This window comes from Thermoclostridium caenicola (assembly GCF_900142095.1).
In the GTDB taxonomy this organism is placed as follows: domain Bacteria; phylum Bacillota; class Clostridia; order DSM-8532; family DSM-8532; genus Thermoclostridium_A; species Thermoclostridium_A caenicola.
This window is the reverse complement of record NZ_FQZP01000003.1, coordinates 64,849-82,310: the sequence shown is the minus strand read 5'-3', so window position 1 is coordinate 82,310 and position 17,462 is coordinate 64,849. Positions and strand designations below refer to the sequence as shown.

16 protein-coding genes are annotated in these 17,462 nt (G+C 53.3%); 6 read left to right on the top strand and 10 right to left on the bottom strand.

From position 1 onward, the window contains the following. Positions 1-2 precede the first annotated feature (2 nt). The gene (locus F3H12_RS01760; RefSeq protein ID WP_149677629.1) at positions 3-1,226 is read left to right on the top strand and encodes an LL-diaminopimelate aminotransferase; all 1,224 of its coding nucleotides are present in this window, start codon (positions 3-5) and stop codon (positions 1,224-1,226) included. 157 nt (positions 1,227-1,383) lie between these two features. Beyond that, positions 1,384-1,635 (top strand): hypothetical protein, encoded by a 252-nt coding sequence (locus F3H12_RS01755; RefSeq protein WP_149677628.1) that lies wholly within the window; start codon positions 1,384-1,386, stop codon positions 1,633-1,635. 460 nt (positions 1,636-2,095) lie between these two features. On the opposite strand, the gene F3H12_RS01750 is transcribed toward F3H12_RS01755, so the two are convergent. Beyond that, positions 2,096-3,364: a serpin family protein gene (locus F3H12_RS01750; protein ID WP_188118315.1), complete on the bottom strand. Its 1,269-nt coding sequence runs from the start codon at positions 3,362-3,364 to the stop codon at positions 2,096-2,098. A gap of 495 nt (positions 3,365-3,859) precedes the next feature. Beyond that, positions 3,860-5,899 carry a glutamine synthetase III family protein gene (locus F3H12_RS01745; RefSeq protein ID WP_149677668.1) on the bottom strand — a complete coding sequence of 680 codons (2,040 nt, stop codon included), beginning with the start codon at positions 5,897-5,899 and terminating at the stop codon, positions 3,860-3,862. A 307-nt stretch (positions 5,900-6,206) separates the two neighbouring features. On the opposite strand from F3H12_RS01745, the gene F3H12_RS01740 reads away from it, so the two are divergent. After that, the gene (locus F3H12_RS01740) at positions 6,207-6,764 is read left to right on the top strand and encodes a hypothetical protein (protein ID WP_149677626.1); all 558 of its coding nucleotides are present in this window, start codon (positions 6,207-6,209) and stop codon (positions 6,762-6,764) included. Between the two features lie 104 nt (positions 6,765-6,868). Here the strand turns inward: F3H12_RS01740 and rlmB are convergent, their stop codons facing one another. From rlmB to lepB, 8 genes are all read right to left on the bottom strand, one after another. Next, complete coding sequence (gene rlmB / locus F3H12_RS01735) at positions 6,869-7,768, bottom strand: 23S rRNA (guanosine(2251)-2'-O)-methyltransferase RlmB (protein ID WP_149677625.1); 900 nt, start codon at positions 7,766-7,768, stop codon at positions 6,869-6,871. Then, complete coding sequence (locus tag F3H12_RS01730; protein ID WP_149677624.1) at positions 7,761-8,180, bottom strand: Mini-ribonuclease 3; 420 nt, start codon at positions 8,178-8,180, stop codon at positions 7,761-7,763. The genes rlmB and F3H12_RS01730 overlap by 8 nt, the downstream gene beginning before the upstream one ends. Before the next feature lie 86 nt (positions 8,181-8,266). Next, positions 8,267-8,650 carry a hypothetical protein gene (locus F3H12_RS01725; protein WP_149677623.1) on the bottom strand — a complete coding sequence of 128 codons (384 nt, stop codon included), beginning with the start codon at positions 8,648-8,650 and terminating at the stop codon, positions 8,267-8,269. 84 nt (positions 8,651-8,734) lie between these two features. Continuing rightward, a complete protein-coding gene (leuS, locus tag F3H12_RS01720) occupies positions 8,735-11,176 on the bottom strand; it encodes a leucine--tRNA ligase (protein WP_149677622.1) in 2,442 nt (813 codons plus the stop codon). Between the two features lie 94 nt (positions 11,177-11,270). Then, complete coding sequence (rsfS, locus tag F3H12_RS01715) at positions 11,271-11,633, bottom strand: ribosome silencing factor (RefSeq protein ID WP_149677621.1); 363 nt, start codon at positions 11,631-11,633, stop codon at positions 11,271-11,273. A gap of 107 nt (positions 11,634-11,740) precedes the next feature. Then, on the bottom strand, positions 11,741-12,604 hold the full coding sequence (locus F3H12_RS01710; protein WP_149677620.1) for a class I SAM-dependent methyltransferase: 864 nt from the start codon (positions 12,602-12,604) through the stop codon (positions 11,741-11,743). 67 nt (positions 12,605-12,671) lie between these two features. Beyond that, positions 12,672-13,697 (bottom strand): type II CAAX endopeptidase family protein, encoded by a 1,026-nt coding sequence (locus F3H12_RS01705; RefSeq protein WP_149677619.1) that lies wholly within the window; start codon positions 13,695-13,697, stop codon positions 12,672-12,674. Between the two features lie 20 nt (positions 13,698-13,717). Continuing rightward, on the bottom strand, positions 13,718-14,329 hold the full coding sequence (lepB, locus tag F3H12_RS01700) for a signal peptidase I (protein ID WP_149677618.1): 612 nt from the start codon (positions 14,327-14,329) through the stop codon (positions 13,718-13,720). Between the two features lie 224 nt (positions 14,330-14,553). Between lepB and F3H12_RS01695 the strand changes: the two genes are divergently transcribed. The 3 genes from F3H12_RS01695 (at position 14,554) to F3H12_RS01685 (ending at position 17,413) form a co-directional block, all read left to right on the top strand. Next, positions 14,554-15,165, top strand: a complete 612-nt coding sequence (locus tag F3H12_RS01695) for a transglutaminase-like domain-containing protein (RefSeq protein WP_188118314.1) — start codon at positions 14,554-14,556, stop codon at positions 15,163-15,165. Positions 15,166-15,479: 314 nt separating this feature from the next. Further along, positions 15,480-16,205: an ABC transporter ATP-binding protein gene (locus F3H12_RS01690; protein WP_149677616.1), complete on the top strand. Its 726-nt coding sequence runs from the start codon at positions 15,480-15,482 to the stop codon at positions 16,203-16,205. Further along, positions 16,202-17,413: an ABC transporter permease gene (locus F3H12_RS01685; RefSeq protein WP_149677615.1), complete on the top strand. Its 1,212-nt coding sequence runs from the start codon at positions 16,202-16,204 to the stop codon at positions 17,411-17,413. The genes F3H12_RS01690 and F3H12_RS01685 overlap by 4 nt, the downstream gene beginning before the upstream one ends. Positions 17,414-17,462 lie beyond the last annotated feature (49 nt).

Below are 17,462 nucleotides of genomic sequence, written 5' to 3'. Positions count from 1 at the left end.
ACATGCTTATCAACAGTCATTTCGGCGATATCAAGGAAACCTACCTGTTCTCTGAAATCGCAAAAAGGGTCAATGATTACAAGGCTGCCAACCCGACGGCAGACATCATCCGGCTCGGCATCGGGGATGTCACCCAGCCCCTTCCTCCTGTTGCCATACAGGCTTTGCATGAGGCCGTGGATGAAATGGCCCGGGCAGAAACCTTCAGGGGATATGGTCCCGAGCAGGGATATGATTTCCTGCGGGAGGCCATTGCGGTGCATGATTTTAAAGCCCGCGGCTGCGATATCGAGCCCGATGAAATCTTTGTGAGCGACGGCGCCAAGAGCGACACCGCCAACTTTACCGACCTTTTCGGGGACGGCAACATCATCGGCATCTCCAATCCCGTTTACCCGGTTTATCTGGACAGCAATGTGCTGGCCGGGCACGCCGGCTCCCCCGCAGGCGACGGATACCAAAACATCCGCTACCTGGACTGCCTTGAGGAGAACGGCTTTAAACCGCAGATCCCGGATGGACGCCTGGACATCGTCTATCTGTGCTCGCCCAACAACCCCTCGGGCGTGGCGTTGACCAGGGATGACCTCAAAAAATGGGTGGACTACGCTTTGGCCAATAAAACCCTGATTCTCTATGATGCAGCCTATGAAAGCTTTATCCGGGAGGACGGCATCCCCCACAGCATCTATGAGATCCCGGAGGCAAGAAAGGTGGCCGTTGAGTTCAGGAGCTTCTCCAAAACAGCCGGTTTTACCGGCCTCCGCTGCGCTTATACCGTGGTGCCAAAGACGCTGGAGGTCACCATGTCCGACAGCAGCAAGCCTCTTAAACTGCATGCCATGTGGCTCAGGCGACAAACAACCAAGTTCAACGGCGTTCCCTACATCGTACAGCGCGCGGCCGCAGCCCTGTACACTCCGGAAGGCCGTGAACAGATCCGGAAGACCATCGACCTCTACCTTGAGAATGCAAAGACCATCCGCAGCGTCTTTGAAGAAAAAGGTTTCAAGGTATGGGGCGGTATCAACTCACCCTATGTCTGGCTGAAGGTTCCCGAAGGCATGACCTCCTGGCAGTTCTTCGATGAGCTCCTCCACCGCTATCATATCGTTGGGACGCCGGGCAGCGGATTCGGCACCAGGGGTGAGGGATATTTCAGGCTTACCGGATTCGGAAGCCCTGAAAAGACCAGGGAAGCCGCCGAGAGACTCCGCAGGATTTAGAGGGCTTTGGCTGAAGAAGGACATGATAACCAAAGACAGTTGGAATGGATAAACCCATTCTAACTGTTTTTTAATTTGATTATAAGAAATCTCATAACGGATTGTAAAACTCGGAACATATAATGAACACATAAAGATGACAAGGAGGTCGTGGTTCATGGTGGATCGCCTGTTTGAAATCAAGAACGCCGCCGTAAGGAAATTTGGTCCCGTATTGGGTTACACCATTCTTATCGTGGGATGCCTCGCCTTTCTCAGCCTGTTGGGGTTTCTGCTCAAATCGCTGATTAAGCTGGGAATAGCCCTTGCCGTTGGAGCCATCCTGCTTTTTGGCGCCTTCAAGCTCTATGAACTGCTGAGTACGAAAAAAAAACGGATGAGTATATGCCATACCGCTCCTTTTACATAATAAGCGCGGCCTTATATTAAAGAGCCGCGCTTTGATTTGTTATATCCGCAATAAAGTTTTAGTGCGTTACCTGAGAATTCCAATCTCCAACCTCTAGCCTCCAACTTCCAATTTATGAAATACGCACGATTCGCTGACACGTCGCTCGCAATGACAGTACCAGGAATGTCATGGTGAGGAGCCGACAGCAATCTCATTCGCTTGCGAAGACACCAGGGGTTTACCAACAGGAAGGGAGCCCATAAAGGTCAAGACCACATTGCGATAAGGCGCCAAAACATCCTGTGAGAATGGGAACAGGGCGACTGCTGTTTGAGCGAAGCGAGTTCAGCCAACCCCCATTCGAACAGCCTGATGTTTTGCAGCCGTGCAGCACAGCGGCCGGGCTTTACGGGCTCCCTTCTATACCCGCTTATTCCTCTCCCTGCGATTACGGGAACACCACCACGGCATGATCCTATTATCCAAGCGGATTTTCAACCTTCCCAAGGAACAGCACGGCTCCGGTCCGTTCATCCACGATGGCGAACACAAAGGGCTTATCCAGGTAAAAATCCACGATTTGCTCCGGTTCGGGCATCGCGCTGGTAGCCGTAACCGCGATGGCCGTGACGGCAGCCGCCTCAGTGCCTTCCTCATCCAGTTTGAGCCGGCATTCATGAAGGACACGGCTCACAGAAGGCTTTTTGCCGTCAACCATCCGGCTGAAGTCGGCCACCCCATCCGTAAAGGCATCCACCATCCCCAAGGCTTTCAGGCAGTCGCTCATCTCGGACTTATAACCAAAATCCAGCCTGGGCACCTTCAGGTCGGTCGTATGGATGGCGAGATGGCTGTTGATTTCAAAAAGCTTTTCCGCCGTCAGATCCGACAAAAGATCGTTGACATTCTCCTCAGGCCGCAAAAAGAGCATGGATACTCCGCCCCTGTAATACAGCTTTGCCGCCTTCAAATCCCCGGCATCATGGAAGGGCACCATCAGCCGGCTGTTCATCATATCAACCTTCACCGTTTCGCCTGTACTCAACGTAAAGTCTTCTTTCCTGGTAAAGCTGTCATCAAACGGATTCTCCCAGGTTCCCCGGAAGTACAGGGTATTGACCAGGAGCATCACGGTCAGAGGATGGATCTCGCTGAGCGGATCGGTGATCAAACCCTTGGTCCTGTCCGATACCCATCGGTTCACCTCGTTGACGGCTGAGGAAGCCTTATCGTTGAGCGAGAATACATCGGCGTCATACCAGGCTTTGGCCAGCTCAGCAAAGCTCTCCTTAAATGGATAATTCCTTTTGATCCACAGGGAGTTGGCCGGAAGTATCACCATGTCCTTCCTGTTGTAAAAACTGCTGATCAGGTCCCTGTATCTGTTGTTATGCTCATTCTGGGACAGTCCCCGGCTATTGACGATCCCGTTGATCTGCTCCAGGGTAGCCCCTGCGGCACCGTTGCTGAGAACCGAAAGCGCTGTGGCAAGGCTTATTGGTGACAGGATCAGGTTCCCGCCGCCTGCTTCGTCCTGGTTGACCAGCTTAAGAGCGTTAATACCCAGACGGTTGATATCCTGGACAAAGGGATCGCCCATCGGGACAGAGGTCACATCGGATGGCTGAAATGCGGAATCTGACTTCTTAGCACGTGCACAGCCCGTAAGCAGGCATGCTATAAGCAGCCCGGCAACCAGAACCGGTTTTATGCTCCTGCTGCGGGAAACCCGCGCCCAAATATTCATGACGCAACCCTCCATGGTCTTCTTGCTTTCCATTTTATCCGATTAGACGGCGAATGGCATCCTTCGGTTTACTTGATTTCCTGTTTTTTCAGTTTTGCTTTGCTATTATCCTGCTGTCCGCTGTAATCCACCCGGTTTTTAAAGATTGCCGCGGTTCACTGTGCTTCGCACCTAATGACATCCAGGATATGGCTCCGCTGGGCTATGACCATTGTGTCATTGCGAGGAGCGTAGTGACGAAGCAATCTCAGTCACTTTCATAGCCAACCGCGGTATGAAGAGATTGCCACGCTCGCTTTGTTCGCTCGCAATGACACCTGATCGAAGGGAGCCCGTAAAGATTAAGGGCGCATTGGCGATAAGGCAAAATGAGCATAAGAAAAGGCGGCTTGACTTCGCAAAGCGCGTTCAGCCGCCCATCTTCCTCGTATCTTTGGTTAAATAGGCTTACGTCCGTGCTTGTGATGCTCACGTCCATCATCTCAGGCGCCGGACTTACACCCTGAACAGCAGTTCGCCGTATGTAGGGAAGGGCCAGAGGCTTCCATCCACAATCTCCTCCAGCCTGTCGGCATCAGCCCGCACCGCTTCCATGAGGGGAAGGATCCTGTCCTTATAGGCCCGGGCATGATTCAGCGAGTTCCCGTTCCCGGCTTCGGCATCCAGGGCCTCCACCTCGGCGGAAAGCCTGCCCGTATTCTCCCTCAGGCTGTTGGACAGCCCGACCACCGTATCCAGATCCCGCTTGAACGCACTTGCGTCGGCGCCCGCTTTTGTCAGGGATGCCACTGTATCGGCCACCTGTTTCATATGCTTCATGACCGCAGGCAGGATCTGCTTCATGACCATCTCTATCATGGTGAGGGCTTCAATGCGGACGGTCTTCACATAGCTCTCCAGGTAAATCTCGTAGCGGGAACGGACCTCGGTCTCGGATAACACATGGTGCTTCTCAAAAAGCCGGATGTTTTTCTCCTCGAGCAGTGCCGGTATGACATCCACCGTGGTCTTAAAATTGGGAAGCCCTCTTCTTTCGGCCTCAGCCACCCATTCCTCGGAATAGTTGTTGCCGTTGAAGATGACGCGCTTATGCTGCTTGATCATTTCCTTCACTACCGCATTGACTTCAGCCTGGAAATCGCTTGCCTGCTCCAGCCGGTCCGCGATCTGCGACAGGGCTTCCGCAACAATGGTGTTCAGGACAAAATTGGGCATGGCGATGGACTGGGAGGATCCCACCATGCGGAACTCAAACTTGTTACCCGTAAAGGCAAAGGGCGATGTCCTGTTCCGGTCGGTGGCATCCCTGGGCAGTACCGGGAGCGTGAGGACCCCGATATCCAGCATCTGCTGCCTGCCGTTGTCCCTTACCATCCCGGTTTCTATCTGCTCAATAATCTCGGTCAGCTCATCCCCCAGGTAGACCGAGAGAATGGAAGGGGGCGCTTCATAGCCTCCCAGCCGGTGATCGTTACCGGCGCTGGCCACAGAGAGGCGGAGAAGATCGGCGTATTCGTCCACGGCCTTCACAACGGCCATGAGGAAGATCAGGAACTGGGCGTTTTCGCCAGGTGTGCGGCCCGGCTCCAGCAGGTTCCTTCCGTTGGCTGAAAGGGACCAGTTGTTGTGTTTGCCCGATCCATTCATGCCCTTGAAGGGTTTTTCATGGAGCAGACACACCAATCCATGCCTGTCTGCCACTTTGCGCATGATCTCCATGGTCAGCTGGTTATGATCGGTGGCAATATTGCTGGTATCGAAGATCAGGGCCAGCTCATGCTGGGCGGGTGCAACTTCATTGTGCTTGGTCTTGGCCGGTATGCCAAGCTTCCAGAGCTCCTCGTCGAGATCATGCATGAACTCGGCCACCCGCTTCTTCAGCGCACCGAAATAGTGATCATCCAGTTCCTGGCCCTTGGGCGGCTTTGCCCCGAACAGGGTCCGGCCCGTGTAGAACAAGTCCATTCTCTTCAAAAAGAGTTCTTTGTCAACCAGAAAGTATTCCTGCTCGGCCCCTGTCGTGGTGCGCACGGCTTTTGCGGCGGTATCGCCGAAGAGTCTCAGAATGCGCACGGCCTGTCTTGAGATAGCCTCCATGGAACGAAGAAGCGGCGTTTTCAGATCAAGGGCTTCACCTGTATAGGAGCAAAACGCGGTGGGGATGTACAGTGTGCCATCCTTGACAAAGGCCGGCGAAGTGCAGTCCCAGGCTGTATAGCCCCTTGCCTCAAAGGTTGAGCGGATACCGCCCGACGGGAATGACGAAGCATCGGGCTCGCCCTTCACCAGCTCCTTCCAGGAAAACTCCATGATGGCCTTTCCATTCCCCGTGGGGGTGATGAAAGCGTCATGCTTTTCAGCCGTAATCCCCGTCATGGGCTGGAACCAATGGGTATAGTGGGTCGCCCCCTTTTCAACAGCCCAATCCTTCATCACGCTGGCGACCACCTCGGCCACCTGGGGATCCAGGCTGGTTCCCTGATCGATGGTCTTCCTCAGCTGGTTATATGTCGCCTTGGGAAGGCGCTCCTGCATCACCGCATCATTGAATACGTATACGCCAAAACTTTCCACGGGCACTTCTCTCCTCTCAACAGGGTTGTGAACAGGTCAGTTGCCTGATGCCGCCCACCTGACGCGGCAGGAAGTCCTATAGATAAAAGGGTATTCCAACCCCATGTTGAAACACCCCTGAATCCACAGTTCCCCATAAAGTGGCATCATTATATCAATTACATCGTTTTGCGTCAATAAAAATTTGCAGGTGTCCCGGACATACCTTTCGTTCAAATAGCTGTCATAGTACAAGCCGTTTCCCGGATATGATTAAGGGGTGGTGTATATGATCATTATCAGCATCAGCAAAAGAAAGCTGAAGTGGCTGGCAGCTGCCATATTGGCCGTATTCCTGGTCTCCCTTGGCATTTTCCAGATCTTCGGGGAACAGGATACCGAAAACTACGATGCGCTGGTAAACATGCTGCGCTACAGGGAGGTAGCCGTATCCGGCGAGATCCTGGAAACCACGAAACCTGCAACCGAGAGCAGTGACGAAATACAGATCTTTGACATCAGCAAGGGGAAGGTGGTCAAAAAGCTGAAGACCACGGACGCGGTACAGAAACAGGCCGAGCAGATCATCAACAGCATTACGGGTCTTTATGCCAAGGTCCAGCCGTTCCCCGAAAAAGGGTACATTGTCAGGATCCCTGTCAATCCTGCCCTGAAGGTACGGAACCAGTTCATCAATGCCACCATTGACAAAATCTATGTTATCTTTACCAAGGAAGAGCCGCCCTTCGTGTTGATCCTGGACAGTTCTGACAAACCCTTCGTTTACAACTTCGACTGCAGGATCGACGAACTGGTCAGGTACCTGGATTTCCGCTTCACATACTGAAAAGCGGGCGGCCGGTTTCCATCCGGCTGCCCGCTCATTTCTCACCGGTTAAGGTGCACATCATCAGCCCGTGGGCCAGATTCCAATCAAAGCCTGTGCCTGCGTCACACGCTCCTGCTCTTTGCGATCTCAAACAGGAGCAGACCGGCAGCAACACCGGCGTTCAGGGATGATATCTTCCCCTTCATGGGGATCCTCACCAGAAAATCGCACTGATCCCTGATAACCCGGCTGATTCCTTCTCCCTCGCTGCCGATGATGAGGCCTATGGGCCCTTTCATATCGGCTTCATAGTAAGCCTTGTCCCCCTCGGGATCCGCTCCGGCCATCCATATGCCTTTCGCTTTCAGTTCCCGGATAGCATGGGCAAGGTTCCCTACCCGGGCAATGGCGATGAACTCCTGTGCGCCGGCAGCAACCTTGGCCACCGTGGCATTCAGGGTTGCTGAACGCCGCTTCGGGATGATGATGCCATGGGCACCGGCACATTCGGCGCTTCTGATGATGGAACCGAAATTATTGGTGTCGGTAATGCCGTCCAGGATGACAATGAACGGGTCCTCGCCCCGCTCGGCGGCGATCCTTAAGATATCCTCCACCTCTGCATATTCCTTGACGGCGGCATCCAGGATAACGCCCTGATGGATTCGGGCAAGAGACATCATATCCAGCTTTCTTTTGTCCACATACTGGATGGGTACGCCTTTTTCCCGTGCCATAGCCGCAATGCGGGCCAGGGTGGGATCCGGGTTCCCCTTCTCGATGAAGATCTTGTTGACCGGGCGGTCGGACCGCAAAACCTCCAAGACCGGCCTGCGCCCTTCGACCCGATCCTCCCGTTCCTCAACATCATCCTCTGTTTCCCAGGAGGCATCCCGGAAATCGTCAACGCCGCTCCTCGAGGTTGCCTTTTCGCCCCTTCTCCCTCTTTTTCCGGCTTTTTCATAAAACGGCTCATATTTCTGTACCTTTTTTCTGCCTGTTCTTCCTTCCCGTTTACTCATGCTGATTCTCCGTTTCGTCATTTTCTATGATGGATGCGGCCTGTTCCAGGAAAGTGTCCAGCCTTTCGGTCTGACCGGTCAGATACAGATAACCCAAAACAGCCTCAAAAGCCGTCGCATAATGGTAATCCTGCACGTTGGCGTTTTTGGGGATGGTTGTGGATTTGGCGTTCCGTCCCCTCCTGAAGACGAAGGCTTCATCTTCATTGAAATCCTTTTGCATCTCCCTGGCTATCCTGGACTGTGAAGCAGCCTTCACATACCTGGTCGCATCGATATGGAGCTGATGGGAGGATGCCTGTTTTCTCCTCACTAGTCTTTCCCTGATAAAAAGATTAAATACGGCATCCCCGACAAAAGCCAGCACGGCCGGCTGCAGAAGCCTTACCTGGTCCGTGTTTTCCTGGAACAAACGATCACCACGCGTTTCCTCTGAAATATATAGCTATTTATATAAAATCCGCCCTACCTGTGTCAAGGCATGGCGGATTGGATTCCTTACAGCGTCCATAACGACGGTATTCGGATAAACGGCAACAGGTCGCCCCATCCAATAAAGAAAGCAAAGAACAGGTGGATAACGGGGACGGCCAAGACGCTCAGCACAAGATATTTCAGTATCTGGTCGCTGTTCATCTTCAAAGCCAGGGGCGGAAGCAAAACGGTCAGCAGGAAGGGCAGCACATACACCAGGAATTCGGGCAGTTTGAGAGCGCTTTTGTATTTGACAACAATAAGACTCCCAAAGACCGCCAGTATTCCGATGATATCGATCAGGAAGGACTTCGCCTTGTACTGCTTGCCCAGCACCAGCCTGATCACGCAGAGAAAGATCAGGTAAGTAAAGGCAGCAATCACCATGTATTTGAAGCCCTGATCCAAAGAAACCCCCTCCTTGCCGGCGAATCGCAGTATTTCAGGCCCTGTGCCATGCCGGGACTGACAGAAAGGTGCCGATATCCGGCCTTATTGGACCACGATATTGATCAGCCGCCCTTTTACCACGATGACCTTCACAATGTTTCTTCCGCCAATATAACCAGCGGCTCGTTCATCGGACAATGCCGCCTGCTCGATCTGCTGGTTGTCGGCATCACGCGGCACATTGATCTTGTATTTGACCTGGCCGTTGAACTGGACAGCCATCTCGATTTCATCCCGTACCAGGGCCTTTTCGTCATAGGAAGGCCAGGGCTGGTTGAACACGGAATAGTCATAACCCATCCGTTCCCACATCTCCTCGGCGAAATGCGGGGCGAAGGGGGACATGAGCAGGATGGCATCCCGGATGGTCTCTTCCATGAGCGTCATGTTCCGGTTCTCCAGCGCATCATACTTATAAAGGGCATTGATCAGTTCCATCAGGCGCGCAATGGCCGTATTGAACTGGAAGACCTCGGTATCCTCGGTAACGCTCTTGATGGCATAATGCCTGATATAGTTCAGTTCCTTCTCATTGGGCCCGAACTGATCACTTCCCTTTGTGTCCTTTTCGGAAGCAAACTTCGTAATGAGCCTTTCAACCCGTGCGATGAAGCGATCCATGGCCTTGATGCCCTCATCGCTCCAGGGACCGCCTTCCACATAGGAGAAGCCGAAGGCCAGGTACATGCGGAATACGTCCGAACCGTACTTTTCAATGTATTCATCCGGTGATACGGTATTGCCCCTGGACTTGGACATCTTCTGCCCGTCGGCGCCCAGGATGGTTCCCTGGTGGACAAGGGACAGGAAGGGTTCATCGAAATCCAGGTAACCCATATCGCGGAGGGCCTTGGTAAAGAACCGGGCATACAGAAGGTGCATGGCGGCATGCTCGGCTCCGCCCACATACTTGTCAACCGGCAGCATCCTGTTGATCAGTTCGCGGTTGAAGGGTTCCTTGTCGTTCTTGTTGTCGGGATACCGCAGATAATACCAGGATGAGCACACGAAGGTGTCCAGCGTATCCGTATCCCTTTTGGCAGGGCCGCCGCAGCAGGGACACGTGGTATGGACGAACTCCTCGCACTTGGCAAGGGGCGATTCCCCGTCGGGAGTGAATACCACATTATAGGGCAGTTCCACCGGCAACTGATCCTCGGGAACGGGGACCGTGCCGCACTTGTCGCAATAGATGATGGGAATGGGCGCTCCCCAGTAGCGCTGCCTGGAAACCAGCCAGTCACGAAGCCGGTATGTAACCTTAAGCTCGCCCTTGTTCATGCCCTCCAGCTCCCTGACAATGGCGATCCTGGCTTCCTCGGAGGTATAGCCGTCAAATTCCCGGCTTCCCGTCAGGATCCCGTACTCGGTAAACGGAAGCGCGTCGTCAACGCCTTCGGCACCCTTGATGACACGCCTGATCTCCAGGTTGTACTTGGTCGCAAACTCATAGTCGCGCTCGTCATGGGCCGGCACCGCCATAACGCAGCCTGTGCCGTAACCTGCCAGGACATAATCGGCAATCCAGATGGGCACCTTTTCACCCGTCAGCGGATGGATGGCATAAGCCCCGGTGAATACACCGGTCTTTTCCCTCACGGTGGACATACGATCAATCTCGGAAACCTTCTTTACGGCCTCCCTGTAATCCTCAACAGCCTGACGGCAGTCGTCGGTGGTGATTTTATCCACCAGCTCATGTTCCGGAGCCAGGACCACATAGGTCACGCCATAAAGCGTGTCGGCACGGGTGGTAAACACCCTGAAGGTCAAATCGGTTCCGGCCACCTGGAATTCAATCTCGGCGCCCTCGGAGCGGCCGATCCAGTTGGTCTGTATCTTCTTGGTCTTCTCCGGCCAGTCCAGCTGCGGCAGACAGTCCAGAAGCTCCTGGGCATACTGGGTGATCTTGAAGAACCACTGGGTCAGGTTCTTTTTGGTCACTTCCGAATTGCAGCGCTCACAGCAGCCATCGATGACCTGTTCATTGGCCAGAACGGTCTTGCAGCTCGGGCACCAGTTCACGGGCGCGTTTTTTCTGTAGGCCAGACCATGCTTGTAAAGCTGCAGGAAGATCCACTGGGTCCACTTATAGTACTCGGGCAGGCAGGTGATCACCTCGTAATCCCAGTCGAAGGTGGCACCCATCCTTTTGAGCTGCTCTTCCATGGTAGCAATGTTCTGCATGGTGGAATCCTTGGGGTGTATGCCGGTCTTGATGGCATAGTTCTCGGCCGGGAGCCCGAATGCGTCGAAGCCCTGGGGATGGAACACGTTATACCCCTGCATGCGCTTCATCCTGGCCCAGGAATCGGTCAAACCGAAGTTGAACCAATGGCCTGCATGGAGCTTCGCGCCTGATGGGTAGGAAAACATCTCCAGGCAGTAGAGCTTCTTTTCCATGTTGTTTTTGTCAAACTTGTAGATCTGTGTTTCTTCCCATTTTTTCTGCCATTTCCTGTCTATCTCCGTTGAATATGCCATTCTATATGCCTCCCAAGCATAGATTTGCGATTCTTATCCGGGGTATCCTGCAGCTGCCGGATTTCCGTTTATGATAAGCGGATTTGAGCACTTATCAGGCTTTGGCAACCTGGGTCTCGGCCAGGGGAACAGGTTTTCCGTCCTGCCAGAGACGCTCAAGTCCATAGAATTCCCTGTCTTCTTCATGGAAGATGTGGACCACCACATCACCGTAATCCAGCAAAATCCATCGTGCGCTGTTATAGCCCTCGCGGTGCAGGCAGTGCACGCCGCTCTCCAGAAGCTTTTCCTCCACAAAATCGGCCAGCGTCTTGATATGGGTCACCGACGTTCCGCTGCATATGACAAAATACTGCGCGATGGTCGTCAGTTCACTGATATCAATCGCTTTAACGTTCTGCGCCTTTTTCTCCTGCAATGCCTGAATCACCTGTTCAAAAACCAAGCCGCTTTCCATTAATCCGATTCCTTCCCTCCATGATGAAGATATGTCAGAAAACATTGTGAAAAAGTTTTCATGATATTATACCACATAATGCACGCAGCTTCTATTCCTTCCTCGACTTAAGCCTCCCACCTGGCGAATGTGCCGCAGGGAAGCACCAGGTTTGTGTCGGCAATGGGCAGACCAACCTCGCCGTGAGTCACTTTTCCGCCGAATTTGTCCGTTAACGCCATTTCCAGGATATTGGCCGACACCCGCGAGGAAAAACCGGCAGTATAGGAGTTCAAAAGAAAGAACAGCGGTTTCTCCGACAGCACGTTGGTGAGCAGATCCACCAGGGAATAGAGCGCGTCCTCCAGTTTCCATACCTCGCCCCCAGGTCCGCGGCCGTAGGACGGCGGATCCATGATAACCGCATCGTAGGTCCTGCCGCGCCGGATCTCGCGCTGGACGAACTTGATGCAGTCGTCCACAATGTAGCGTACCGGCCTTTCAGATAATCCCGAGAGGCCGATGTTTTCCTTTGCCCAGCTCACCATGCCCTTTGAAGCGTCCACATGGCAGACCGAGGCACCCGCCGACAGGCAGGCACAGGTGGCTCCCCCTGTATAGGCAAAAAGATTGAGGACATTGATGGGCCTTCCCGCCCCCTGGATAGTGCGGATCATCCAGTCCCAGTTGACCGCCTGCTCGGGGAACAGGCCCGTGTGCTTGAATCCCGTGGGCTCCACCCTGAATTTGAGCTTTCCATAGGTGATGGTCCAGCTTTCGGGCAGGGGTTTTCTGAACTCCCACTGACCGCCGCCGCTTTTGCTCCTGTGATAAATGCCATGGACGTCTTCACGCACCCTGGCCGGTTTGCTCCAGGGCCAAATTACCTGGGGATCGGGTCTTCTCAGGATATAGCCGTTCCAGTACTCCACCTTCTCCCCGTCACCTGCATCCAGTATCCTGTACTGTGTCCATTTGTCCGCAACCAGCATGTTTTCTCCCTCGTTATCAATTGCATCTAGTATTGCCACATATGAAACGTATTAAACCCGTTTCGGGTTACAGCCCCAAAAAGCGGAGGATTTGGGTTCCTGCGGGATGGTTCATCAGCCTCAGCCCGATGGACGCGTAAACCGTCAGGACCAAAACCAGCCCGGGAATTCCCAGCCATAATCCCCGACCGGCTCCCTTCTCCCGCTCAGGTTTTTCCACCCTGTTCCTTGTGGCGGCACGAAGAGCCAGAATGAGGCCAAAGATAACCACCAGGGTGAACAGGAAGACGACGGTCAGGGTCAGGATTGCAGCATTCAAAAGCTCGTCCAGGGACATGCCGTAGAGTTCAGCCAGTTCCGCAAATTCCGGGGTACTGAACGGATCGGTAACTGGCTGCGGCATGGGATTGGGGTTTGGCACACCGGGCATGTTCAGGCTCAGCAGCGTCAGCAGGCCGTTGTTCATAAAGTGAAGGATCATGCCGTTAAAGATCGAGCCGGTCCGGTAAACCACATAGGCGGCAACCACGCCGATGAGCGTTTGGGCGGCAAAACGCTGAAAATCAAAATGGAACAACCCAAAGAGAAGGCCGCTGAGGGCAATGGACCAACCTGCTCCCATTTTTTCAAGTCCTCTCTGGATCAACCCCCTGAAAAGGATTTCCTCGCAGACCGCCGGGACGACTGCGATGAGGAACAGGGACCACAGGACACCCTTCTCCATCACCGTTGTAATACCGGTATCCAGCGAGATAGAGCCGAACGTGTTCCTGATGATAATCAGGGCGATCATCCCTGCGCAGGCCCCCGCTATGATCACCAGCGGGCCAAGCAAAACTGTCAGGAGCACCTCAACTGCCCTGGGCTTTTTCAGGCGGAACGTGGAAGCGATATGGAAATTTTTCGCCCGCGCCATAAGAAAAGGCGGCAGTGCAATCAGCAGAATCTCGGACAGGATGATGTAAAGGTCGGCCGGAAGTCCCAGCCGGGCCAGACGACCGCCGGCAAAGACAAAAAGGATGGCGGCAAGCGAATACATGAGCCCGGAATCGCCGGGATTGGGCAATCTGGGTTTAGAATTTTCCAACTCCATATGACAACCTCACTCGTTTTTTAGTCGGGTTTGCCTATACGCGACAGCGGCCATAGGATCAAGACGGCCTTGCCTTCCACCGATCGTGCGTCGATGCAACCATAACTCCTGCTATCTTTGCTGATCTCCCTGTTGTCGCCCATGACAAACAGTTTTCCCGGGGGCACCGTAAGGGGGTATTCGCCGGAAAACGGAGGTGTCACGCCATGCACATAGTCCCCGGTTTCCTTCACACCATTAATATAGACTTCACCGTCACGAATATCAATGACATCGCCGGGAAGGCCAATGACCCGTTTGACCAGGCGTGTGTTTACGCGCTGTGTCTCAGGCCTGAAATTATCCAGCAAGTCCTGGATCTTGATGGACAGTTCGCTTATGAAACCATCCTTAATCTTGCCGTCCAGAAAAAGAATGATATCTCCACGCTCAATGGTGTTGATATTGTAATTGATACGGTTGTAGAAAACCAGATCTCCTTTGTAAAGCGTATTGTTCATGGAATACTGGTCCACCACCGATATGGCGAAAACCTTCATATTAAGAAAAAAGACCATTACAAGCGGTATCAGAACGACCATCAGCCAACCGATGATCTCCCGGATTACTTTTTGCCTCCCTGACAAAGCCATATGCTCCCTTCCCGGCAGGAATCCCAAATGCGCGCGACGGCGCACCCTTTAATCCTCACATTTACCAATCATTATAGCACTTATTTTTCCAGATGGGAAAGCCCGATATCCCGTAACGCTTGCAACATACCCGGAAGTTTGGTAGCATACTATTTAGGGAAGGACAAGTCAGCATCCGTTGAGATGGCTTGCCTCCTTATTCTGAGCCCAAGGAGATGGAAATGATGCCCGACCCGTGGCCTGAAAGGCCGGATTTGGACGATTACCTAAGACACGACGATATCATCGACTATGACGACCCGCTTATAGAAGAGGCGGTTGAACAAATCACGGATGGCCTGAAGGACAATATTTCCAAGGCACAGGCAATATATGAATTCGTAAGGGACCAGATCTTTCACTCTTTCCAGATCAACGCAACCAGCATCACGATCAAGGCATCGGAAGTGCTGGAAAAAGGACATGGCACGTGCTATGCACAGGCCCATCTGCTGGCCGCCCTCATGCGGGCAGCCGGGATTCCATGCGGGTTATGCTACCAGATCAGAAAGGACCAGGATGACTCGGATGGCAAGCGCCTGATAGTTCATGGCTTCAACGCCGTTTACATCGAGGAAATCGGGAAATGGATCCGCCTCGATGCCAGCAGGAGCATTGAGGAATACAATCCCTCCTTTGATTTTGAAAGGGAAGCTTCCGAGCTGGAAGTCGACACACAGGCAGGCGAGCATGACGATCCGGTCGTCTACATAAATCCCAGCAAAACCATCATCAAGACCCTGAGAAAATACGATAACATAGAGGACCTGAAAAAAAACATGCCGGATAAATACTGACGGACATGATTTTTAAAGATGGTCATGCGGTAAACAGCGGAAGGGAACGGCCGTATTTGTGTCCCTTCCCTTTTATTTTGTCAGCGCATCTTGCATGTCTGCCGAAAAGCCTTCCTATGGAATGCGTGTACTCCTTTTCCCGCTCCGTTCCCGCCGTTTCTCATCCCTGTCGCATATATATCGACTTTTATTTCCCAATGCAGATCGCCTTCCGTTATCTGACAATACAGGCAATGTATTTTGAAAAGGAGTGTTTTTCCATCCGGAATTGATGTATGATTGTTGGCAGAGCAGATATCGCAGGAGGACAAGTGATGCTTGAACTGAACGGACTGACCAAGCGTTTTGGAAACGTTACGGCCGTTGACAATCTGACCTTCACCGTCCAAAAGGGCGAAATCTTCGGCCTTCTGGGCGAAAATGGGGCGGGAAAGACCACCACGCTTCGCATGCTGGCAACCATGCTGAAACCTACTTCCGGAACCGCCCGGCTGGCCGGATTTGATGTGGTCCGGTCACCGGAAGAGGTCCGGCGCAGGGTAGGTTTTCTTTTTGGCGGCGAGAGTGGCCTGTATGACCGGCTTACCGTATATGAGAACATCCAGTATTTCGGTGAACTGAACGATATGCACCCCCGGGAGATCAAAAAGCGCATCGAGGAACTTGCGGATATTTTTGATATGAAGGATTTCCTGAACAAAAGGGCGGGTAAGCTGTCCAAGGGCATGCGCCAGAAAGCTTCCTTTGCCCGGGCCATCATCCATAATCCCGACGTGCTGCTGCTTGATGAACCCACTTCCGGGCTGGACGTGGGAGCCATGCGGGAAGTCCAGGCCTTCCTGAAAGTCCAGAAAGAAAAAGGCAAGACCATCCTCTTTTCCAGCCACACCATGAGCGAGGTGGAAAAGCTCTGCGACAGGATTGCCGTTATTCACAAGGGCAGCCTGGTGGACATGGGCAGTACGGACGAACTGCTCAAAAAACACGGTACCCAAACGCTGGAAGACTTGTTCATGGGATTGGTAGGTGGCAGCAAATGAACTGGAAGCATGTGATGATCGTTTTTAAAAAGGAATTGAAGGATATTGTACGGGACCGCAAGACGCTTTTTACCAGCATTATCCTCCCCATCTTCCTGATGCCCCTCCTGTTCCTCCTCATCGGCGGCGGCACGGAGAAGATGAGCGAGGAGATGACCACCGACATTACGGTCGCGCTTACGGCAGACAGCTACAGCGAGGCTGCGCAATGGTTCCTGAAAGAGAGCCTGGAAACCCAGGATGAGGATATCACTATCATTGAGCCGGTGGCGGACCCCTGGGAAGCCATCAACAGCAAGCAGGCCAAGCTGGTGGTATCCCTGGACAGGGATTTTAAGAAAAAGCTGGAGGCTTTGGAGGCATTCACCCTGAAGGTCTATTACGACGGTTCCCTGTCCCGATCAGGCGGAGCGGTCGGCAGCCTGATGTCGGCCATCGATAAGCTGAATGAGGGAATCGCGGTAAAGCGCCTTGAAGCGATGGGCATCAATCCCCAGATCCTGACCCCGGTTCTGGTTGAGACCGAGAACATTTCCAGAACCGGCGATGGCAACATACTGCTGATGATGGTGCTTCCCATGCTGATCGCCATGCTGGTGGCCGTTGGAGGCATACCGGCCGCCACCGATCTCGTGGCCGGCGAGAAGGAGCGCATGACCTTTGAACCGCTTCTGGCCACCCGTCCCAGCAGAATGTCCATCCTGATGGGGAAATACCTGACCATCAACCTGTTCAGCTTTGCCAGCGTGATTGCCACCCTGACCGGCATGCTGCTGGCCTTCTTCATCAATCCTGATGCCCTGTCCATGGGCATGGGGGAAATCGGCGGATTCAACCTGGATACGGGCACGGTCATCCTGTGCATCGCCGTAACCATTCTCCTGGGGATGACCTTTTCCGGCATCCAGTTGGCCATCAGCACCTATGCCAGGTCCTTCAAGGAAGGCCAGACCTATCTTTCGCTGCTGATGTTTGTGGTGATCATCCCGGCCTATGCCACCATGATGGTGATGCCCAATGATATCCAGCTCTACATGTACCTGATTCCCGTCCTCAACACCATCTCGGCCTTCAAGCTGGTCCTGGGCGGACTGACCAATTATACCGGGCTCATCCTGGCAATGGTGACCTCGCTGGTTTATGTGGTACTGTCGCTGCTTACAGCCGCCGCCATGTTCAGAAATGAAAAATACCTGTTCAGAAGCTGATGCGATGATACGCTTTGCAGCCGTGCGGCACGGCGACCGGGCTTTAAGG